The 19,257-nt window shown below is 62.4% G+C and carries 21 protein-coding genes; 5 read left to right on the top strand and 16 right to left on the bottom strand.

All coding sequences use genetic code 11. The features are described 5' to 3' along the window. Positions 1-63: 63 nt before the first annotated feature. Together ACO6VD_RS12110 and ACO6VD_RS12115 are read right to left on the bottom strand one after the other, a co-directional pair. A complete protein-coding gene (locus ACO6VD_RS12110; protein WP_422419307.1) occupies positions 64-744 on the bottom strand; it encodes an MOSC domain-containing protein in 681 nt (226 codons plus the stop codon). A gap of 5 nt (positions 745-749) precedes the next feature. After that, positions 750-1,307: a MarR family winged helix-turn-helix transcriptional regulator gene (locus ACO6VD_RS12115; RefSeq protein ID WP_422419309.1), complete on the bottom strand. Its 558-nt coding sequence runs from the start codon at positions 1,305-1,307 to the stop codon at positions 750-752. Between the two features lie 124 nt (positions 1,308-1,431). On the opposite strand from ACO6VD_RS12115, the gene ACO6VD_RS12120 reads away from it, so the two are divergent. Together ACO6VD_RS12120 and ACO6VD_RS12125 are read left to right on the top strand one after the other, a co-directional pair. Then, positions 1,432-2,166 carry a hypothetical protein gene (locus tag ACO6VD_RS12120; protein WP_422419311.1) on the top strand — a complete coding sequence of 245 codons (735 nt, stop codon included), beginning with the start codon at positions 1,432-1,434 and terminating at the stop codon, positions 2,164-2,166. Positions 2,167-2,251: 85 nt separating this feature from the next. Further along, on the top strand, positions 2,252-2,638 hold the full coding sequence (locus ACO6VD_RS12125; protein ID WP_422419378.1) for a hypothetical protein: 387 nt from the start codon (positions 2,252-2,254) through the stop codon (positions 2,636-2,638). Between the two features lie 9 nt (positions 2,639-2,647). Here ACO6VD_RS12125 and ACO6VD_RS12130 read toward each other — a convergent pair whose 3' ends face one another. From ACO6VD_RS12130 to ACO6VD_RS12140, 3 genes are all read right to left on the bottom strand, one after another. Further along, the gene (locus ACO6VD_RS12130) at positions 2,648-5,089 is read right to left on the bottom strand and encodes a TonB-dependent siderophore receptor (RefSeq protein WP_422419313.1); all 2,442 of its coding nucleotides are present in this window, start codon (positions 5,087-5,089) and stop codon (positions 2,648-2,650) included. 86 nt (positions 5,090-5,175) lie between these two features. Beyond that, a complete protein-coding gene (locus tag ACO6VD_RS12135; RefSeq protein WP_422419315.1) occupies positions 5,176-6,150 on the bottom strand; it encodes a FecR domain-containing protein in 975 nt (324 codons plus the stop codon). Next, on the bottom strand, positions 6,147-6,656 hold the full coding sequence (locus tag ACO6VD_RS12140) for a sigma-70 family RNA polymerase sigma factor (protein ID WP_422419317.1): 510 nt from the start codon (positions 6,654-6,656) through the stop codon (positions 6,147-6,149). Before ACO6VD_RS12140 ends, ACO6VD_RS12135 begins: the two co-directional genes overlap by 4 nt. A gap of 86 nt (positions 6,657-6,742) precedes the next feature. Here ACO6VD_RS12140 and ACO6VD_RS12145 point away from each other — a divergent pair, with 86 nt between their 5' ends. Further along, positions 6,743-7,039: a DUF7693 family protein gene (locus ACO6VD_RS12145; protein ID WP_422419318.1), complete on the top strand. Its 297-nt coding sequence runs from the start codon at positions 6,743-6,745 to the stop codon at positions 7,037-7,039. Between the two features lie 78 nt (positions 7,040-7,117). Continuing rightward, positions 7,118-7,588 (top strand): GNAT family N-acetyltransferase, encoded by a 471-nt coding sequence (locus ACO6VD_RS12150; RefSeq protein WP_422419320.1) that lies wholly within the window; start codon positions 7,118-7,120, stop codon positions 7,586-7,588. Positions 7,589-7,608: 20 nt separating this feature from the next. On the opposite strand, the gene chrA is transcribed toward ACO6VD_RS12150, so the two are convergent. The 5 genes from chrA to ACO6VD_RS12175 form a co-directional block, all read right to left on the bottom strand. Beyond that, complete coding sequence (chrA, locus tag ACO6VD_RS12155; protein ID WP_422419322.1) at positions 7,609-8,793, bottom strand: chromate efflux transporter; 1,185 nt, start codon at positions 8,791-8,793, stop codon at positions 7,609-7,611. Between the two features lie 95 nt (positions 8,794-8,888). Then, positions 8,889-9,629, bottom strand: a complete 741-nt coding sequence (locus ACO6VD_RS12160; RefSeq protein ID WP_422419324.1) for a TorF family putative porin — start codon at positions 9,627-9,629, stop codon at positions 8,889-8,891. A 97-nt stretch (positions 9,630-9,726) separates the two neighbouring features. Beyond that, positions 9,727-11,469 carry an amidohydrolase gene (locus tag ACO6VD_RS12165; RefSeq protein WP_422419326.1) on the bottom strand — a complete coding sequence of 581 codons (1,743 nt, stop codon included), beginning with the start codon at positions 11,467-11,469 and terminating at the stop codon, positions 9,727-9,729. A gap of 82 nt (positions 11,470-11,551) precedes the next feature. Next, positions 11,552-12,538 (bottom strand): response regulator transcription factor, encoded by a 987-nt coding sequence (locus ACO6VD_RS12170; protein ID WP_422419327.1) that lies wholly within the window; start codon positions 12,536-12,538, stop codon positions 11,552-11,554. Further along, positions 12,538-14,442, bottom strand: a complete 1,905-nt coding sequence (locus tag ACO6VD_RS12175; RefSeq protein WP_422419329.1) for a M14 family metallopeptidase — start codon at positions 14,440-14,442, stop codon at positions 12,538-12,540. The genes ACO6VD_RS12170 and ACO6VD_RS12175 overlap by 1 nt, the downstream gene beginning before the upstream one ends. 72 nt (positions 14,443-14,514) lie before the next feature. Between ACO6VD_RS12175 and ACO6VD_RS12180 the strand changes: the two genes are divergently transcribed. Further along, positions 14,515-14,841, top strand: coding sequence for a cupin domain-containing protein (locus ACO6VD_RS12180; RefSeq protein ID WP_422419331.1), 327 nt, complete (start codon positions 14,515-14,517; stop codon positions 14,839-14,841). Between the two features lie 31 nt (positions 14,842-14,872). Here ACO6VD_RS12180 and ureG read toward each other — a convergent pair whose 3' ends face one another. The 6 genes from ureG to ACO6VD_RS12210 are packed head-to-tail and all read right to left on the bottom strand — an operon-like array spanning position 14,873 to position 19,257. Beyond that, complete coding sequence (gene ureG / locus ACO6VD_RS12185) at positions 14,873-15,499, bottom strand: urease accessory protein UreG (protein WP_422419333.1); 627 nt, start codon at positions 15,497-15,499, stop codon at positions 14,873-14,875. A gap of 10 nt (positions 15,500-15,509) precedes the next feature. Further along, positions 15,510-16,184: an urease accessory protein UreF gene (locus ACO6VD_RS12190; protein ID WP_422419334.1), complete on the bottom strand. Its 675-nt coding sequence runs from the start codon at positions 16,182-16,184 to the stop codon at positions 15,510-15,512. Then, a complete protein-coding gene (locus tag ACO6VD_RS12195) occupies positions 16,184-16,729 on the bottom strand; it encodes a HupE/UreJ family protein (RefSeq protein WP_422419336.1) in 546 nt (181 codons plus the stop codon). The genes ACO6VD_RS12190 and ACO6VD_RS12195 overlap by 1 nt, the downstream gene beginning before the upstream one ends. Positions 16,730-16,749: 20 nt before the next feature. Then, positions 16,750-17,229 carry an urease accessory protein UreE gene (gene ureE, locus ACO6VD_RS12200; RefSeq protein WP_422419338.1) on the bottom strand — a complete coding sequence of 160 codons (480 nt, stop codon included), beginning with the start codon at positions 17,227-17,229 and terminating at the stop codon, positions 16,750-16,752. 10 nt (positions 17,230-17,239) lie between these two features. Further along, entirely contained in the window at positions 17,240-18,943 is a 1,704-nt protein-coding gene (gene ureC, locus ACO6VD_RS12205) for an urease subunit alpha (RefSeq protein ID WP_422419340.1), read from the bottom strand. Next, positions 18,940-19,257, bottom strand: coding sequence for an urease subunit beta (locus ACO6VD_RS12210; RefSeq protein WP_422419342.1), 318 nt, complete (start codon positions 19,255-19,257; stop codon positions 18,940-18,942). The genes ureC and ACO6VD_RS12210 overlap by 4 nt, the downstream gene beginning before the upstream one ends.

The raw sequence follows: 19,257 nt of genomic DNA on the forward strand, positions 1-19,257 counted from the left end.
ACTTCGCGGGGCAAGCCCGCTCTCACCGGTCCTGGTGGGAGCGGGCTTGCCCCGCGATGAACCTTACCCCTGTGGCCCCTGCAGGCGCGGAGCCCAGTCTTCCACTGCGGCCTGGTCCAGGCGGCGCTCCAGGGTCCGTCGCCAGGACGGCACCAGTGGCAGTTCCAGGCACTGGCGAATGATTTCGTGGTCAATCCGCTTATCGAACAAGACCGACGACAGCCGCGCCACCGACCACTGAGGATGCGGCCGCGCGATCAGCTCGAATGAATCCCCCGCCGCCAGCACACCCTCCTCCAGCACCCGGTAATACCAACCGGTACGCCCGCTCTGCTGCACCCGCAATGACATGTCCTTGACCCCGAAGCGATCATTGAGCTTCCAGCACGGCATGCGCCCCTGAGACACCTCCAGCAACGCCGTCCCCACCCGCACGCGATCACCCAGGCACACCGTCTGCTCGGTCCAGCCATGGGTACTGAGGTTTTCACCGAAGGCGCCAGGCGCTTGCAACAACGCAAGCTCGCCCAACTCCGCCGCCCACAACGCATAGTGCTCACGCGGGTAATGGTGGATGGCCTTGTCCTTGCCACCGTGCACGCGCAGGTCACCCTGTTCGTCACCGGCAAGGCCCAGTTCAGTCACGGCCAACGCGCCGCTGCGCGGTTGCTTGGCGATCGCGCTGGCAGAACCGGGCCGGGTAAAGGGCACGGCCTTGCCGGTCAGGACAGTTTCAAGCTTCATCGGCATTACTCCGTCAGTTCGGCGAGCTGATGCTCGCGGCAGATCAGTTCACGCTCGGCCGCGGCCAGCGGCTCCTGGGTCAATTCGCAGAAGCCGCCAGTAGCGGTCTTGCGGTGAAAACGGCAGGTCTTGCACAGACCGAATCCCGGCACGTTCTCGCTGCGTTGAATGGTGCGCAACAGCTCGCCCAACAGGCGTTCCAGGTCCTGGGCGTCAGCGCCCATGCGCGCGCTGGCGGCCGCGAGAAAATCCGGTGGCATCACTTCAGCGAGCAGTGCCCGGGCAGGTTCGGTCAGGCTCAGGTGCACGCTGCGTTTGTCCGCCACGTCCTGGGTCTTGACGATCAGGCCCTTGGTTTCCAGGGCCTTGAGCGATTGCGAGACGGTGCCCTTGGTAAGGCCCAGGTACTCGGTGACTGCCAACGGCGTATTGGAATAACGGTTGCAACGCGCCAGGTAAAGCAAGGCACTCAGCTGAATCGGCTGCAGATCGGCCAGCAGCGGATGCTGGCGAAACCAGACGCGGGTCAGGCTCGACAACCTTTCCAACAGGTCGAATAGCACGGTGTGTGGCCTCGGTTAATCACGTCGATAGATAGTATCGAATAAAAACTATATTGACAAAGGCCGGGATGAGATTAGGCTATTTGGTATCGATTCGAAACCATAAATCCACAGGAGTCATCCCATGAAACGCACACTGGCCTTCACCTTGAGTTTGCTTGCCACCCAGGTCTGGGCCCATGAAAGCCCGGGCATCAGCAGCGCCAAGGGCAACGCCGAAGCCGCTTTCGACCTGGTCCAGACCCGCGTCTTCAAGCAAGGCGACAACCTGGTGTTCGAACAGTTGGTCGACGGCAAGGCCGGCAGCCGCCTGCCCAGCGCCAAGGGCTCATTTGCCGGCGCTGAGGTCTACAGCTATGTCTGGCCCACCAGCCTGGACAGCAGCAGCGTCGGCTTCGAGGCCAAGGCCGGGATCCTCGCCCTGGCGCTGACTTCGCACCCGGACTTCGATGACACCCCGCAACTCGATGAAAACCACGATGGCAAGACCGACAACGACGGCGGCCTGTGGCACTCCCACTGGGTGGTGTTGAGCAAGGATGCAAGCTGCGGCCCGAGTGGCCTGAAGGTGCGTGACATCCCCGAAGGGGCTAAACCGAAACTGCCAGCCACCTGGCCAGGTGCGCCGATCTACATCGACTCCCCCGGCTATGCCCTGAACGTAGACAAGAACGCCGCGCAGATCAGCGTGCCGCTGGCAGCCGTGGGCTTCCCGCAGAGTTTCAATTACGACGGGGTGACCGCCGCACTGAAGGTCAACGCCGACCTGCACAACCCGCTGCTGTGCGTCAGCAGCGTGTGGGACATCAGCTCCGGTGACCTGTCGTTGCCGGGCACCTGGAAACTCAAACAGGAATAAGCCGCCTACCCCAGGCGAGCCGCCCGACGACAGGGTGCGGCTCGCCTCTGGGCAAAAGCCCGTGGTCATCGCTATGCTGAAGGGCATGAATGCCACCTTGCCCACGCGCTCCCCCTGCCCGCCCGGCGCCTGTGATTGCGGCCGTGAAACGCTGCAGGACATGCGCATCCTGCTGCTGACCCGCCAGGAGGAAAAGCGCTTGATCGAGCGCCTGGAAAACCTGCAGAGCCTGGCAGACCTCGAGCATATGCAGCGCAAGCTCTACGAGAACCTCGGTATCCGCCTGCAGATCAGCCCCAGCGACAACGAAGTGCGGACCATGCGCGGTTTCAACATCCAGATAGCAGAGCTTCCGGGCCTGTGCCGCAAGACCCGGCAGAACATCCCCGCTGCCATCCGCCGGGCGCTGGAACGTCAGCCGGAGATTGCCTACCGTCTGCTCGATGCCCAGGACCTGTTGCGCGATGCTTGATGGGACGACTTACCAGTTGTAAGTCAGATCGGTAGTCAAGGTTCGCCCTTCACCGTAGTAGCAATCCACATCACTGGTGCAGCGGCTGACATACACCTTGTCTTCGAGGTTCTGCAGGTTGACCTGCAACTTGACCCCTTTCAGACGCAGCGGTGACTGCTGGAAGTCATAGGAAAGCATGCCGTCGTACACGGTGTAGGACGGGATGCTGAAGTGATCGTAAGCGAAGTCACTGCCGTCACTGCCACGCACGTAGCGTGCGCCCAGCCCCATGCCCAGGCCGGCCAGCGGGGTGTCACCGGTAAAGTGATAGTCCAGCCATAGCGATGCGGTCATCGGTGGCGTGCCTGAAGGGTGGCGGCCTTCGCGTCCGTCGTTGTCCTTGGTGTACACCACATCGTTACGCGATACCGAAGCGATCATGTCGAGGTTGTCGCTGAGGCTGGCCTTGCCCTCCAGCTCGACACCGCGCGAGCGCAATGCGCCGACCTGAACACTGCGGGTCCAGTCGGTCGGATCAGTGGTCAGGATGTTCTGCTGCTTGATCTCATACACCGACAGCTGGATGAAGCTTTCCTGGCCCGGTGGCTGGTACTTGACCCCGGCTTCGACCTGCTTGCCGGTGGATGGCTCGAACGGCTTGTGATTGATGTCCGCGCCGGTGACCGGCAGGAACGACTCGGTGTAACTCAGGTAGGGCGTGATACCGCTGTCAAAGCTGTAGCCGATCCCGGCGCGGCCGGTGAACTTCTCGTCCTTGAGGGTGGCGAAGTTCTGCGCAATAGGCTCCCGGGTTTCGGTTTCAGCCCAGTCATAACGGCCACCGAGGGTCACGAACCAGTTGTTCCACTTGAGTTGGTCCTGCACATACAGGCCGGTCTGGGTCACGGTGTTGTCCCAGTTGAACGGCTGGCCGAAGTTCAGCGGCTGGCCGTATACCGGCGAATACAGGTCAATGATCGGTGGGTTGCGGTCGTACAGGCCGAGGAACTTGGAGTTGGAGTGGTAGTAGTCGACGCCCACCAGCAGGGTGTGCGCTACATCGAAAGTGTTGAATTTGGCCTGGGCGATGTTATCCACGCCAAACACCTTGTTGCGCTGCGCCCAGTCAACACCGAAGCGGGTCATGTAGCGCTGGTCGTCGACTCCGGTTTGCGGGTTGGTGACGAAGCTGTAACCGTGCAGCGGCGCCCGGAAGCGGTCGTCGACGTAGGCGTAGCGGGTATTTTGTTTGAGGGTCCAGATGTCATTCAGCTCGTGGCTCAGCTCGTAACCGAAGGCATACTGCTCACGGTCGTAGGCGTTGACATCGGGCTCACCGATAAAGCGGCTGCGCTTGATCCGCCCGTTGGGGCTGGCGAATACCGTACCTATTGCGGGCAAGCCCTGGGCCTCAGGGACGCCATTGTCTTTCTGGTAGTGGCCGTAGATCGTCAGGCGCGTCTGCTCGTTAGGCACCCAGGTCATGCTCGGCGCGAGCAAGAAGCGCTGTTGTTCGACGTAATCAATTTCGCCGTTCTTATCCAGGCCGTTGCCGGTCAGGCGGTAAAGGAACTCGCCCTGCTCGTCCATGGGACCGGCGAAATCGAACGCGCCATAGCGACGCTCCTGGCTGCCGCCCCCGAGCACCACTTCGCGCTGCGGGGTACTGGTCGGACGCTTGGAGACCATGTTGATCAACCCGCCCGGCTGGTTTTGACCATAGAGCACCGAGGCCGGTCCTTTCATCACTTCGATGCGTTCGAGCAGATAGGGGTCGATCTGCAGCGCACCGCCGGTGCTGCCGCCACCGTAAGGCAGGTGCAAACCGTCCAGGTACAAAGGCGTCGGGCTGAAGCCACGGGAGGTGGGCTCATCGAAGATCCCGACGCGGTCGGAGAAACCACCGCCGGTGATGCCAGGGGTGTAGCGCAGGGCCTGGGTCACCGTCTGCGAACCCAGGGCCTTGATCTCATCCTGGGTGATGATGTTGATGGTCTGCGGTACTTCCAGCACCGAGGTGTCGGTCTTGGTCGCGGTGCCGGTGCGCTTGGCGACAAAACCCACTACTGGTCCCCAGGCGTCCTCGCTGCCTTGCCCGGTGATCTGCGTAGCCCCCAGCTCCATGGCATCGCCGACCACCGCGGGTACCAGGTTCCAGGTGCCGCCGGCGGTGATGTTCAGGTCAAGACCGCTGCCGCGCAGGGCCTGGATGGCGGCTTGCTCGGGGGTGAACTGACCGCTGACCGCGGCGGCCCGTTTGCCTTGCACCAACGCCGGGCTGACCGACAGCACACGGCCGGACTGGCGAGCGATGCGACTGAGGCTTTCACCCAGATCGCCGGCCGGAATATCGAAAACCTGGGTGGCACTGACGCTGCTGTCGTTCTGCGCCAACGCATACAGCGGCGCACTGCTGCCCAGGGCGATGGCGAGGGCCAGCAAGCTGGGACGGATCATGGAGTCTGGCATTGGCTGTGGGCTCGTTTGCAGTTGTTGTCCATAACGAGGACACGCCAGTGGCCGGATCCCCTCACGGCCTGCTGATTTTTTTCAGATCAGCTCAGATCAATGCGCGTCAGCCAGCCGCCGAAGCTGTCGACGCGGATCGGCAAGGTCTCGCTGAGTGACACCAGGGTGCGGTCGCTGTCATCCAGCGGAAAGCTGCCATACACCCGGATCCGCGCTGCCTGCGGACTGATTCGCAGCAAGCCGGCGCGATACGGGCGCAAGGCATCGATCAGGTCGCCCAAAGGCTCGTCGCGCACATCCACACGGCCATCGGTCCAACTGGCCCGGGTGCGTAACGAAGGCGCCACGGCTATGCTGCGCCGGCCATCGAAAGCAAACGCCTGGCCCTCCTCGACCCGCTGCGGGCTTGCATTGCCGGTAGTGACCAGCACCGCGTGCTGCTGCACCGCCACCAGGCTTTGTTGTGCGTCCTGGCGCACGCTGAATCGCGTGCCCAGGGCCTGCACCTGGCCTTGCTGGGTGGCGACAATGAACGGTCGACCGGTTTCGGCTGCGACATCGACCTGCAACTCCCCGTCGCGCAGCACCAGCACACGCTGGCTGGCAGTGAAACGCAGGTCTACGGCGGTACGGGCGTTCAAGCGCAACCGCGAACCGTCGCTGAGGGTGACGGCACGACGCTCACCGGTACCGGTGTGCAGGTCGGCCAACAGATCGCCCAACGGCGTGCGCCGATGGACCAGGCCAGCACTGCCCAAGCCCAGCAACAGCATTGCCAGACCACCGCCCAGGACCTTGCGCCGCGATGGCGAAGGCTGCGCGCGCAGGCTGCGACTGGCCATTGCCAGCTGCCCTGGATTGCGCTGCTCGGCCTGCTGCAGGTCGGCCAGAGGCCCTTCGAGCAGGGCATTGACCCGTTGCCAAGCCGCCTGATGGCTCGGGCATTGCTGCAGCCAGCGTTCAAAGGCACGCAGCTCCATGCTTTGCGCCGGCACATTTTCAAGTTTGAGCAACCAGCCCACGGCCTCGTGGGTGGCGCGATCGACCGCTGCATTACTCATGCTTCGGTCTCCACACTCAAACAATGCACAAACGCCCGACGCAAATCTCGCTCCACCGTCGCCAGCGACACCCCCAATTGCTCTGCGATCACTGGCTGGCTCAGACCTTCCAGGCGGTGCAGGATAAACGCGTGGCGTGCCCGCTCAGGCAGACCGTCGAGCAAACGGTCGATCTGCGCCAGTGCCTCGCGCACCAGCAGTACATCTTCCGCCGAGGGCATGCAGTACTCGGGCAGTCGGCCCAGCTCTTCCAGGTAGGCCTGTTCCAGCGCGCGACGGCGAAACAGGTTGCTCAGCAAGCGCCGGGCAACCGTGGCAAGGAAGGCACGGGGTTCCTCCAGTGAGGGCAAGGCACTACTGCCCATGGCCCGGACAAAGGTATCCTGAGCCAGGTCGGCGGCATCATGCGGGCAGTTGAGACGGCGATACAGCCAGGCGCGCAACCAGCGATGATGGTCGCTGTACAGATGGGCCACGATTGCCTTGGAGTCGACAGAGCTGGTCACAACAGTTATCACACGCTAATAGTAATTACTCTCATTATCGTGATGGCACCGTGAATATACAATCCCCTCGTAGGAACACATGACTGATGCTTGCCCTATCCCCTCGTGAGGTCTACCAGCAATTGCGCGACGCGGCCCTGGGTATTCGCCCGATCAGTCGCCTGGAATCTGCGCTGCCAGGCAGCCAGGTCCAGGTCGACATCGAAGGCTGGCAACTGGTGCTGGACTTCGAAGGCAAGCGCCTGCACCACTGCGAACACTGCCGGCACCCCGATGGTCGCTACGGCTCGCTGGACACCTGGCAGCGCTACGGCACCGATCCGGTCAGTTTGCTCAGCACCTGGGAAATGGCGCAGATCGAGCGATTACTCGGCCAGTGCTGAGGTTTCAACGTGAATCGCTATTCATCCTTGGATTACTATGGATTCTGAACGCCGGATTCATACAACAAGGATATGTTTATGCAAACCTACACCCTGCGTCCCGCACAACCTGGCGACGGCCAGGCGGTCTTCGATGTCACCCGGCACTCAATCAAGGCGCTAGCCAATGGCCTGTATAGCCCTGAGCAAATCAGCGGCTGGATGGGCGAACGAACATCGGCGTTCTATGAGCGGCTTATTGAGCAAGGGCAAATGGTAGTGGCCCTGCAACAGGACAGGATTGTCGCCTTTGTTGATGCCGAGCCTGGAGAAGTGACACGCCTGTTTTTACTGCGTGAGGTTTCGGGTATCGGACTGGGTGAGCACCTGCTGCAGATCGGCATTGAAAAGGCCCGTGGCCCGGGCATAGACGTGATCAAAGTGGAGTCGACCCTGAATGCGCAAGGGTTCTACCAAAAGCACGGGTTTGTGACGCGCCGACGAGGGGTGTTCAGCCACGGCGTAGGTGGGCAACCCATCGATATCGTTCACATGGAACTGGAGCTGTAGTTCTCATAGTAGGGCAAGCCCTATAACAGCCAGCCGGCAGCGCCGCACCCCGCCACCACCAGCCACGGCGGCAGCTTCCAGACCATCAACGCCAGCAGCGCGACCAAGGCCAATGCGAAGTCCACCGGCCGCACAATAGCGCTGGTCCACACCGGTTGATACAGCGCCGCCAGCAGCAGGCCAACCACCGCAGCATTGATACCCAGCAGCGCCGCCTGCATGCGCAGGTTGCGCCGCAGCTGTTCCCAGAACGGCAGCGCGCCAAAGATCAACAGAAACGACGGCACGAAAATCGCGATCAGGCACAGCACAGCGCCGAGCCAGCCGGATTGCGGCCCCTGCATCGAGGCACCGAGAAACGCTGCAAACGTGAACAACGGGCCCGGTACGGCCTGGGTAGCGCCGTAGCCGGCGAGGAATGTCTCGTTGCTGACCCAGCCGGTGGGCACCACCTCAGCCTGGAGCAACGGCAACATCACATGGCCGCCGCCAAACACCAGCGACCCGGTACGGTAAAAGGCATCGAACATATTCAAGGTCGGGCTGGGCCAGAATTCCGCCAGCAATGGCAGCCCCAGCAGCAGGACAAAAAACAGCGTCAGCCAGAAGACGCCTGCACCATGACTGACGTTGATGGGCAGAAGGTCGTGTGCCTGGGTCGTCACCGGTTTGAACATCAGCAGACCGGCGAAGCCGGCCGCCACAATCACCCCCACCTGCGCCCAGGCCGAGGGCACCAGCAGTACCAGACAAGCCGCAACAGTCATCAGCGCTAGCCGTGGCGCATCCGGACAGAGATTACGCGCCATGCCCCACACCGCCTGGGCGACAATCGCCACTGCCACCACTTTCAGCCCCTGCAGAATACCCGCGGGCATGGCCTCACCGATGCTTGCCAGGCCCAGGGCAAAGAGCATCAGCGCCAACGCCGAAGGCAAGGTAAAGCCGAGCCAGGCCGCCAGCGCGCCACGGTAACCCGCCCGTGACAGCCCCAAGGCGATACCGACCTGACTGCTGGCGGGACCGGGCAAAAACTGACAGAGCGTCACCAGATCGGCATAACTGCGCTCGCTCAACCAACCTCGGCGGCAGACGAATTCGTCACGAAAATAGCCCAGGTGGGCGACGGGGCCGCCGAATGAGGTCAACCCCAGGCGCAGGAAGATGAGAAAAACCTGCCAGGGGCGGTCGTGACTGGGGCGCATGCACTGTTCTTCTGAAAACGGCGGTTTTGAACAATACAGGATAGGCGCCGCGTTTGCGGCCCGCTCCCACAGGCACAACACAATCCCCGAAGCGATCAGAACGTCTTGCTGGCACTGACCACCACGGTAGCCGTGCACAGGTCATCATAGCCATACCAACCGACGCACTCACTTTTCGACAGGTCGGTATCGATATAGCTCAGCCCCCAGGTAACCCCGACAAACTCACGGCTCAGTTTCGCTTCCCACTCGTAGTACGCCTTGCGGTCATCACCACTGGCGGACCAGAACGCCGGATCTTTTACATCATTGCGCCCGGCGCGCAATTCCAGGCCCACTTCCCCCGGCAAGGCAAGGGTGTAGCCGAGGTAGGTATAGAGCGTGTCCTGGTCCTCACCAAACACATTCGGCGTGTCATCGGAGTAATAGGCCGCAAGCTTCACGCCATACACATCCAGGATCGCGTACACCTCACTCAGGTTGAACTGGCCTTCCTTGGGGTAGGCATATTTGATGTAGCCCAGATCGAGGCTGATGGCATCGCTCGCTTGCCAGTACCAGCCCGCATAGTACTCCAGCTCCTGGCGGGTCTTGAAGTCGAAGCCGAAATCGACGTTCGAGGTCCAGGCCCCGAGGTACAGGCCGCTACTGTGGATCAACGTGGTGCCGGCCTGCAGGGCGGGATCTCCGAGGGTCTGCGAGATACCCCGACTGCGGTAATCGCTGGCAACGGTAAGCTCCGTCTCCAGGCTGAAGTCGTCGCTCAGGGTCAGGGCCTGGCTGGTCAGAGGCACCAGCAGCAAGCTGGCGAGCGAAAAAACGGCGCGTGCGTTCATACAAAACCCTTGTTGTTATTGGTGTGCGGGTAGCGTTGTGCAGGCGAAGCCGGGCCCCTCGCAGCGCAAGGAGCCAGGCATCGTCAGGGGGGAGCGGTCAGGACGCCGGAGCGTAGACCTGTTTGCCGGCGAAGAAGGTCTTCAGTACCTGGGTGTCGAACAGTTCATCGTTACTGACCTTGAACACATCACGATCCAGCACGATCAGGTCGGCCTGCTTGCCGGGCGCCAGCGAGCCGATCTGCTGTTCCAGGCGCAGGGTCTTGGCGGCGTTGAGGGTGTAGGCCTGGAACATGACCTCGCGGTCGACGCTTTCCTTGGCGTTGAGCACACCCAGCGGGCCTTTGCGGGTGATGGCCTGGGCAATGGCGTTCCAGGGGTTGGGGCTCGACACCGGCCAGTCACTGGCACCGGCAATCAGCGCACCGGCCTGCTGCAGGGAATGCGCCGGGTACTGGTAGCTGTAGGCCGAAGCACTGATGTAAGGCTTGACCAGCTCCACGGTGTAGTTCTCCCCCGTGGCCCAGAGCAATTGCATTGACGCGATCACCCCCAGTTGCTTGAAGCGTGGAAAGTCCTTGGGGTCGACCAGTTGCAGGTGGCTGATGCTGTGCGCCTTGGGCGTACTGTTGAGCGTGCGTGCGTATTCGACGCCATTGAGCGACTCACGCACCGCGCGGTCGCCGACCGCATGCATGTGCACGATCCAGTCGCGTTGCTCCGCCGCGGCCACCAGCGCCCCGAAGTGCTCGGGCTCGATCAGCAACTGGCCGTCTTTCTGGCTGTTCTTGTAGGGCACCAGCACGGCGGCGGTCTGGCCGGGATATTCGAGCACCCCGTCGACGAAAACCTTGATGCCCGGAAAGCTCAGATTGGGTACGCCTTGGTACTTTTTCATCACCGTGGCCAGTACCTCCAGGTCCGCTGGCCGACTCTTGGGGTTGGCGATCATCAACGCGGCGACATGGGCGTTGAGCTCGCCCTTCTCGGCCAGCGCACGGTACAGCGGCAACACACCATAGCTCTGTGCGGTGGGCTTGAAGTCAAACAGCGAATCGTCGTTGCCGGCGTTGGCGGCAGCGTCCATCCAGGCAGTCACCCCGTACTGGTTGTTGATCCGCACCGCTTCACGGGTGGCCTTGAGCATCATCTCCTCGCTGGCCGCTGGAATCTGGCTGCGTACCTGGTCCCAGCGCGACTCGGAGAAATAGCCGTTAGGGGTGAAGTCGGCGTCGTGACCAACATAGCTGCGGTCTTGCTCTGACATACCCTTGACCAGTGCCGCGTCGATTTTCACTCGTTTTAGCATGGCGTTGTTGGCCCAGCCGGTGTGGCCGTCGATACCATTGAGCACCAATGGCTGGTCGGCCCAACGTCCCTGGTTGAACACCTGGCCCAGCTCGCGGCTTTTCTCCCAGTACGCCGAACTCACCCCGGCGATACTGATGACGTCACCGGCACGCCCGCGGCCGTCCTTGAGCTCGGCAAGTATCCATTGCTCGAGTTGCGCCAGCGGCTTGACCTCATCCTCAAGGTTGGCACCGAGGCTGGCGAAGGCGCCCATGACCGGATGGCTGTGGGTGTCGATCATGCCCGGCATCAGCACCTTGCCGCCGAGGTCGATACGTTGAGTGTGAACATCGGCCAGGGCGTTGATCTGGGCATCGCTACCCACTTGCAGGATCTTGCCGTCCTTGACCGCCACCGCTTGCATCAGCGCCTGGCCGGGCTCGGCGGTGAACACCTTGCCGTTGACCAGCACCAGGTCTGCGGCGGCGATTGCCTGCAGCGAAGAAAAGGCCAGGGTCGCGGCCATCAGCTTGGGTATCAGTCGTTGCATTGGAACGCTCTCTTGTTTTTGTCGGCTCTGCACACACCCTATCGCGCGCGACAAAACAACGGACCTCTGCAAATGAGGAGGGTCAGGCGATTTTTTCTGCAAGCGGTGCTGCAGAGCGCAAGACCGACCCCAGTTCCACCTTGCTCTTGACCCCTAGTTGCGCATAGCAATTGCGCAAGTAGGTGCGCACCGTGGCCGGGCTCAACGACAGGATCCGGGCGATTTCCTTGTAGGAATGGCCGGCGGCAAACAGCATCGCGGCGGTGCGTTCACGGGGCGCTAGCACCACACCCGGGGCAGGCGCTTCAAGTGACAGGATCACATGCTCGGCATTCGGGCTAAGGGTCAGTGCACAGCGCCCCAGGCGCATCACACACGGCACCTGACGCAGCTGCGCGGTGACCTCGGGCGGCAACACCGAGCCGTTCCAGCCCGGGACTTCACGCTGTATCGCCGCGCACAAGCGTGCCCCGATGTACAACAAGCTACCGTCCAGGCGGGCAACGCCGAAATCGCTGGCACCGTTGCCGGTGTCGATGCGAATCATGTCCTGTACCTGAAAGCGCCAGAGTTGCAGCAGGTGTTCGCAGAAGGCGGCAAACAAGCCGTCCTCGCTAGCGTTGAACGCCTCTTCGTCAACGCCCCGGTACAAACAGACAAAGAAATTCAGGCCACTCTCAGGCAGCTCGAAGGTGATATTCATCAGATGGTAGAGGTTGTAACGACGGGCAAAGTCGTTGACCGCCTCGTCGGGGTCGGTGAACTCGCTGTCGCGTATCACCCTGCCCGGCCTGGCCAAGGTATCCAGGGCAAAGCTGTCCAGACCGGCGACATGATGCCATTCGCCGGCAAAGGAGGCAGGAAGATCGATGCGCCCATGCATCCAGCTCTGCAGCGGTGCGCTGGCGGCGTCTGCAGACATCTCCCCCCACCAGGCCGCGGCGAACGGCACCAGTTGGCGAAAGGCCTGCAAGCCGTCGGCGATAAAATGCGAGCCACCCTCCTCACGGGCAAGCCTGGCCAACTGCAGCACACACTGATTGAACGCTTGCAACGTGGTGGGTTGCATCAGAACACCGCCCCCACCGGATAGACAAAGGCATTCACGTCATAGAACGGTGTGCGCTGGTAGAACCACTGCAGCCGCGCACTGGGGCTGGCGGCAAAGGCCTTGTCAGCCTTGAGCTTCTTGTCGAACTCGGCCTTCAGTTCAGGGCTCTCGGCCAGCATCTTGCGCGCCATCGGCTCCATCACGTACTCCTCGGGTTCTTCAGCCACTACCAAAGTCGAGTTGAAGAAGCCCCAGGCCCAGAACGAATCAGGACTTTGCGGATACAACAGGTTCACCGCCAGCACCCCCAGTGGTTGGTCGAGGTCGATCACCACCGAACCTGCCGGGAAGGTCTGCAGCCGTTCGAAAGGTTTGGCCACACCACTGACCGGCAGACGCCCTTCGTAGCCGGGGATCTGGTTGGGTTGCGCACGATCGGGTTCGAAACCGCCCGCCACCTTGACCTCATCCATGCGGTAAAGGGTGACCGCCATCGCCGTGGGCTTGTCCAGGGTGGTCATCTGGATGCCGTGGGCCTTGAGCCGGGCAATGACCTCGCGCCACTGGCCAGGAACCACGTACTGTTGGGGGCGCTTGGTGACCAGATCCGGCTCGGTATTGCCGCTCACCGGCACCGTCAACTGCTTGGGTTTGTTGCTCCAGACGATAGTCTTGGCGCCAGTGATCGGTGACTGTTCGTAGCGATAGTCGCCGACCGTGAATGGCGTGGTCTGGGCTTTGCCTGGTTTCCAGGTGAGGACCACGTCCTGCTGGCTTTCAAGCCGCTCGCGGTCCTGGCGAATCGCCTCCTTGAGCGACACCGATTGCTCGCCAATCACCTCGAACATGCTCTTGAGCATCACATAATTGCCCAGCACCTGAGTCTGGTACGGATGCAAGGCATGCTGTTCGATGAGGATCGAGGGGACGTTGCGAATGTCGCCGTACTGGTTGGAGAACCGCGCGTAATCGGTGCGGTACGGGTAATACCCCTTAGTCGGGTCCTGGTTGTCGTTGAGGCTGATGCACTCGTGGACCAGGTGCCCGTCCGCCTCCAGGGCCTTGTACACCGGTGCACGCATGACGTTATCCATCCACGCACTGCTGGCCGGTGACCAGCCGTTGCCGTTGTGACAGTAGGAACTGTCGTAGGGATACATGGCGCCATCGGTGGAATGGGTGTCGGCAAAGAAGCTCAGGTCGTAGGTGTTGAACACCCAGGCGACGTTGCGAATCTCCGCGCTGTCGAGCTTGGTGAAGTCGCGGTTGAGGTTGTAGTTCAGGCCGTTGACGCGCCAACCGGTTTCTTGCGGGCCGTTCTGGTTGATCCGCCCATAGGCGCTGCGGCGCAAGTCGCCATCGATGTTGACGGTGGGAATGAACAGAATGTTGACCTTCTCCAGCAGGCTCGCCAGCGGTTTGTCACCGGTAGTCATGTCGCGCAGCAGCATGAACATGGCGTCCTTGCCATTGGCCTCACCGGGGTGGATCTCGGCCTCGACAAAGATCGTCGGCTTACCCGACTCGTTGAGCCCGGCGGGCGACTTGTCGACCTCAAGCGAAGCGATGACCATGACCATCGGGTGGCCTTCGGCGCTTTTTTCCGGCAAATCGTGAAGGACGATACTGCCCCCGGCGGCGGCGACCAGCTTGTTCAGGTATGCACGGGTCTGCTCGTAATTGCTGGTCTGGTTGAAGCCGCTGGCCTCAGCTTGAGTGATCAGCGGGTTGTCGGCCTTGGCGACATAACGGGTGCTGGCCAGGGTCTGCTCGAACATCGGCGGCAGGATGCGCTGCTTGGCCGCCTCCGGGTAACCGCTATCATCGATGTAGGACGGCGCGCTGGGCAATGCGGCCAGCGCAGGCAGGCCGGTGCTCAACAGCATGGTGACACAGAGTGGCTGCAAAAGCGGGTGTTTCATGATGATTCCCTATCATGAGTGGCAACCGCCACCTTAAACCACAATCTGGTGCCAGACGAGGGTCTTACAGCGATGCTCAACAATCTGTTCAGCGCCCTTCCCATTGATAAGACACAGGAACACTTCGACGAACTGCTGACGCGTCCGGGCGTGCGTATCGAACGTATTGTCTCCCAGGGCCAGGCCAGCCCGGCGGGCTTCTGGTATGACCAGCCGCAAGGGGAATGGGTGGTGTTATTAAGCGGCTCGGCCGGACTGCGGTTTGAGCATGAAAGCAGTGACCGGGTGCTGCGGCCCGGGGATTTTGTCGAGATCCCGGCCCATTGTCGGCACCGGGTCGAGTGGACCGACAGTGTACTGCTGACCGTATGGCTGGCAGTACATTTCGGTGATAGCTGAATCCGCTCCTACAGGCATCAGTGTTACGACGTTATTTGTGCCCTGCGCCAAGCATCCCACGCTCCACTATGAAATCGATCACCCGCTGCAAGCCCTGCCCGGTCTTGAGGTTGGTAAAGGTCCAGGGCCGCTCGGGGCGCATGCGCTGGGTGTCCTTTTCCATCACTTCAAGCGAGGCACCGACATAAGGCGCCAGGTCAATCTTGTTGATCACCAGAAAATCCGACTTGGTGATTCCCGGTCCGCCTTTGCGCGGGATTTTCTCGCCTTCGGCCACGTCGATCACATAAACCGTCAGATCAGCCAGTTCCGGGCTGAAGGTGGCGCTGAGGTTATCGCCGCCACTCTCGACGAAGATCACTTCCAGATTGCCGAACTTGCGCGCTAGATCCTCCACCGCCGCCAGGTTCATAGAAGCGTCTTCACGAATGGCGGTGTGCGGGCAGCCACCGGTTTCCACACCGACGATGCGCTCCGGGGCCAGCGCCCCCGCTTCGGTGAGGATGCGCTGGTCTTCCTTGGTGTAGATGTCGTTGGTGACCACGGCGATTTCATAGTGATCGCGCATGGCCTTGCACAGGGCTTCAAGCAGCGCGGTCTTGCCGGAGCCGACCGGGCCGCCGACACCGACGCGCAGGGGTTGCTGGTAGCTTTGCATAGGGGTTTCCTCAGGATCGGAACAATCGGGTGTATTGGGTTTCGTGACGAGACGAGGCAATCGCCAGCAGCGGCAAACCACCGCCCAGCTCATCGTCCGGCAGCGTCAAGGCGCGTTCGAGCACCGCGGGCAATGCTTCGCACAGGTCGCGCAGCAGACTCTGGGCCGCCTGTTGGCCAAAGGGCACCAGCTTGACGCCGGCCATCACCGCGCCTTCGAGCCAGGCGTAGCCATGGCCCAGGGCCAGGTCACGCAGCGGGATGTCCCAGTGCGCGCCCAGCCAGGCCATGCCGCCCAGCTGGCTCAAGGCCAGGCTTGGCCGCCACGCGTCGGCCTGGCACATCTGCCAGCCGTCGAGCATCCGCGCCAGGGCCATGCCGCGCTGGCGTTCTTCCAGGCGCAGCTCGGCGGTTTCGCGGTTGGCCAGCAGGAACTGGCTCCAGCGCGTGAACGCTTGGCTATCCTGGTCGCGGCAGGCCTGGTACAGGCGCGCCAACAACGGCCAGTCGAGATAACCGAGGGTGTCTTCGAGTTGCTGAAGTTGCCAGCTGCGAAAGCCTTCGGCACCTTGCACCCAGCCGGCTTCCACCGCCCATTCCAGCCCCTGCGAGTAGGTGAAACCACCCACCGGCAGGCTCGGGCTGGCCAGTTGCAGCAGGCGCAGCAGCTTCAGATCGCTACTCATCAGCCCGCCAGTACCAACGCAGCACCGGCGAGCAAGCCGCCTCCGCAGGCTTTTTGCAGGCCACGGTGGCGGCGCAGCAGGCAGCCAGCGGCAAAGCCCGCCAACAGCAACAGGCCGCTGACCGCAACAAAGCCTGCGCTGAACACCCAGAACGCGCCCGGGCTGGCTTCAACGCCATGGGCCCAGCCATGGAACAGGGCGAACAGCGGCATGGCCAGGGCCAGCATCAGTTGACGAGCGGGCAGCAACAACGCCGCAGCGGCCACCAGCAGTGAACCGATGATCATCGGCTCCATGCCGATCACACCGCCGAACAGATGCCCCAGCAACGCCCCGCCGAACATGGCGCCGAGCGTCAGCAACGGCAGCAGCAAGGTACGTCCGGTCAAGGCCGCGAGTACGCCGGTACCGAGCAGCATCAGCAGATGGTCAAGCCCGGTCAGCGGGTGCAGCAGGCCATCCTGCAACGGGTTGGCATCGTGGCCCGGATGAGCGAAAGCCGGTACGGCAACCAGCAGCAATGCGAGGGCAAGGGTCTTGTTCATGGCTAATGTCCTTATCGATTTCAGTGGTGGGCAACGCGAACAAAGGGATGATCGTTGTGGGCATGGCTGTGCGGCGCACTCTGGTAGGCGCCGGCCTCGGGCTCGAAGGGCGCCTGTTCCTGCGTGACCTGCAAGCCCAGGCCACGGACCATTTCGTCGAGGACATGGTCGTGCTGATAACGCAAAAATCCGGCCTCGATCTGCAACGGCACGTGACGATTGCCCAGGTGATAGCTGGCCCGCGCCAGCAGCAGCGGATCGTCGCAACGCACCGTCGATACCTGCTCGACCGCCGCCAGCACGCGAATGACCTCCACGCCCTGTTCATCAGCCAACAACTCGCCGCCGCGCAGCAACTGCCCGCGCTCAAGCATCAGGCCGGCCTCGCGACCGTCGTCGAGGGTGACCCGTACCCGGCTCTTGATCCGCGTGTCCAGGGTCAGGGTCAGCGTCGCGCTTACCTGCTCGGCTTCACTCAGCCGACGCGTGAGAACAATCATGCTCGCTCCTTCAAAACAGAAAATAACGTTGTGCCATCGGCAGTACCGTGGCCGGCTCACACACCAGCAGTTCACCGTTGGCACGTACCTCGTAGGTCTGGGAATCCACTTCAATCAACGGCAACAGGCCGTTGTGGACCATGTCGCCCTTGCGCACCGTGCGACAGCCATGGGCCACGCCGATCAAGCTGCGCAAGCCCAACTGCTGGTGTACGCCGCGCGCAATGGCGGACTGCGACAGGAAAGTCATGCGCGTGGCATTGCGCGCCGCGCCCAGGGCGCCGAACATCGGCCGGTAGTGCACCGGTTGCGGGGTCGGGATCGAGCCGTTGATATCGCCCATCGGCGCCATGGCAATCATCCCGCCCTTGATCACCAAGGCCGGTTTCACACCGAAAAAGGCCGGCGCCCAGAGCACCAGGTCAGCCAGTTTGCCGGCCTCCACCGAGCCCACTTCATGGGCGATGCCATGGGTCAGCGCGGGATTGATGGTGTACTTGGCGATGTAGCGCTTGACCCGGAAGTTGTCGCTGTAGCTGCTGTCCGGGGCCAGCGGCCCGCGCCGGCGCTTCATCTGGTCGGCGACCTGCCAGGTGCGCAGCACCACCTCGCCGACGCGGCCCATGGCCTGGGAGTCGGACGAGGTCATCGAGAACGCGCCGAGGTCATGCAGGATGTCTTCGGCGGCAATGGTTTCACGGCGGATGCGCGATTCGGCGAAGGCCACGTCCTCGGCGATGCTCGGGTCCAGGTGATGGCAGACCATGAGCATGTCCAGGTGCTCATCCACGGTGTTGATGGTGTAAGGCAAGGTCGGGTTGGTCGACGACGGCAGCACATTGGCAAAAGCCGCCGCGCGGATGATGTCCGGCGCGTGGCCACCGCCCGCCCCTTCGGTGTGGAAGGTGTGGATGGTGCGGTCACCGATAGCCGCCAGGGTGTCCTCGACACAGCCGGACTCGTTGAGGGTGTCGGTGTGAATGGCCACCTGCACATCCAGCTCGTCGGCTACCGTCAGGCAGCAGTCAATCGCCGCCGGCGTCGAGCCCCAATCCTCATGCAGTTTCAAGCCCACGGCACCAGCGTGGATCTGCTCGCGAAGGGCTTCAGGCTGTGAGGCGTTGCCCTTGCCCAGCAAGCCGATGTTGATCGGCAGCTCATCAGCCGCCTGGAGCATGCGCGCCAGGTACCAGGGCCCGGAGGTGCAGGTTGTGGCGTTGGTGCCGGTGGCCGGCCCGGTGCCGCCGCCGATAAAGGTGGTGACGCCCGAGGTCAGCGCCTCTTCAACCTGCTGCGGGCAGATGAAGTGGATGTGCGAGTCGATGCCACCAGCGGTGACAATCTTGCCTTCGGCGGCGATGACTTCGGTGCCCGCACCGATCGGCAAGGTCACACCGGGCTGCACATCCGGGTTGCCGGCCTTGCCAACGCCAACGATGCGCCCGCTCTTGATGCCGATATCAGCCTTGACGATGCCCCAATGGTCAATGATCAGGGCATTGGTCAGCACCAGGTCCATGGCCTCGGCGGCGAGCATCTGGCCCTGGCCCATGCCGTCGCGGATCACCTTGCCGCCGCCGAACTTGACCTCTTCGCCGTAGATCGTGAAGTCTTTCTCAACCTCGACCCACAGTTCGGTATCGGCCAGGCGCACGCGATCACCGACGGTGGGGCCGAACATGTCGGCGTAGGCCCGACGGGAAATCCGGCTCATCCGCGCGCCTCCAACCTGCCCATCACCCGCCCTTGAAAACCGTAGACCTCGCGCCTGCCGGCATACGGCACCAAGGTCACCGTGCGCGCCTGCCCCGGCTCGAAACGCACGGCGGTGCCAGCGGCGATGTCCAGGCGAAAGCCACGGGTGGCTTCACGTTCGAACACCAGGGCGTTGTTGACCTCGTAAAAGTGATAATGCGAACCGACCTGCACGGGCCGGTCGCCATGGTTGGCCACGGTGACCGCAAGACGCGCGCAGCCGACATTGAGTTCGATGTCGCCCTCGGCGACCTGTACTTCTCCGGGAATCAT

Origin of the sequence: Pseudomonas sp. GZD-222 (assembly GCF_049310525.1) — a bacterium.
Classification (GTDB): Bacteria; Pseudomonadota; Gammaproteobacteria; order Pseudomonadales; family Pseudomonadaceae; genus Aquipseudomonas.

Excerpts from the sequence above, each read along its gene's own strand:
- ACO6VD_RS12110 (WP_422419307.1), bottom strand. The coding sequence starts at position 744 with ATGAAGCTTGAAACTGTCCTGACCGGCAAGGCCGTGCCCTTTACCCGG.
- ACO6VD_RS12120 (WP_422419311.1), top strand. The coding sequence starts at position 1,432 with ATGAAACGCACACTGGCCTTCACCTTGAGTTTGCTTGCCACCCAGGTC.
- ACO6VD_RS12125 (WP_422419378.1), top strand. The coding sequence starts at position 2,252 with ATGAATGCCACCTTGCCCACGCGCTCCCCCTGCCCGCCCGGCGCCTGT.
- ACO6VD_RS12130 (WP_422419313.1), bottom strand. The coding sequence starts at position 5,089 with ATGCCAGACTCCATGATCCGTCCCAGCTTGCTGGCCCTCGCCATCGCC.
- ACO6VD_RS12135 (WP_422419315.1), bottom strand. The coding sequence starts at position 6,150 with ATGAGTAATGCAGCGGTCGATCGCGCCACCCACGAGGCCGTGGGCTGG.
- ACO6VD_RS12145 (WP_422419318.1), top strand. The coding sequence starts at position 6,743 with ATGCTTGCCCTATCCCCTCGTGAGGTCTACCAGCAATTGCGCGACGCG.
- ACO6VD_RS12150 (WP_422419320.1), top strand. The coding sequence starts at position 7,118 with ATGCAAACCTACACCCTGCGTCCCGCACAACCTGGCGACGGCCAGGCG.
- chrA (WP_422419322.1), bottom strand. The coding sequence starts at position 8,793 with ATGCGCCCCAGTCACGACCGCCCCTGGCAGGTTTTTCTCATCTTCCTG.
- ACO6VD_RS12160 (WP_422419324.1), bottom strand. The coding sequence starts at position 9,629 with ATGAACGCACGCGCCGTTTTTTCGCTCGCCAGCTTGCTGCTGGTGCCT.
- ACO6VD_RS12165 (WP_422419326.1), bottom strand. The coding sequence starts at position 11,469 with ATGCAACGACTGATACCCAAGCTGATGGCCGCGACCCTGGCCTTTTCT.
- ACO6VD_RS12170 (WP_422419327.1), bottom strand. The coding sequence starts at position 12,538 with ATGCAACCCACCACGTTGCAAGCGTTCAATCAGTGTGTGCTGCAGTTG.
- ACO6VD_RS12175 (WP_422419329.1), bottom strand. The coding sequence starts at position 14,442 with ATGAAACACCCGCTTTTGCAGCCACTCTGTGTCACCATGCTGTTGAGC.
- ACO6VD_RS12180 (WP_422419331.1), top strand. The coding sequence starts at position 14,515 with ATGCTCAACAATCTGTTCAGCGCCCTTCCCATTGATAAGACACAGGAA.
- ureG (WP_422419333.1), bottom strand. The coding sequence starts at position 15,499 with ATGCAAAGCTACCAGCAACCCCTGCGCGTCGGTGTCGGCGGCCCGGTC.
- ACO6VD_RS12190 (WP_422419334.1), bottom strand. The coding sequence starts at position 16,184 with ATGAGTAGCGATCTGAAGCTGCTGCGCCTGCTGCAACTGGCCAGCCCG.
- ACO6VD_RS12195 (WP_422419336.1), bottom strand. The coding sequence starts at position 16,729 with ATGAACAAGACCCTTGCCCTCGCATTGCTGCTGGTTGCCGTACCGGCT.
- ureE (WP_422419338.1), bottom strand. The coding sequence starts at position 17,229 with ATGATTGTTCTCACGCGTCGGCTGAGTGAAGCCGAGCAGGTAAGCGCG.
- ureC (WP_422419340.1), bottom strand. The coding sequence starts at position 18,943 with ATGAGCCGGATTTCCCGTCGGGCCTACGCCGACATGTTCGGCCCCACC.
- ACO6VD_RS12210 (WP_422419342.1), bottom strand. The coding sequence starts at position 19,257 with ATGATTCCCGGAGAAGTACAGGTCGCCGAGGGCGACATCGAACTCAAT.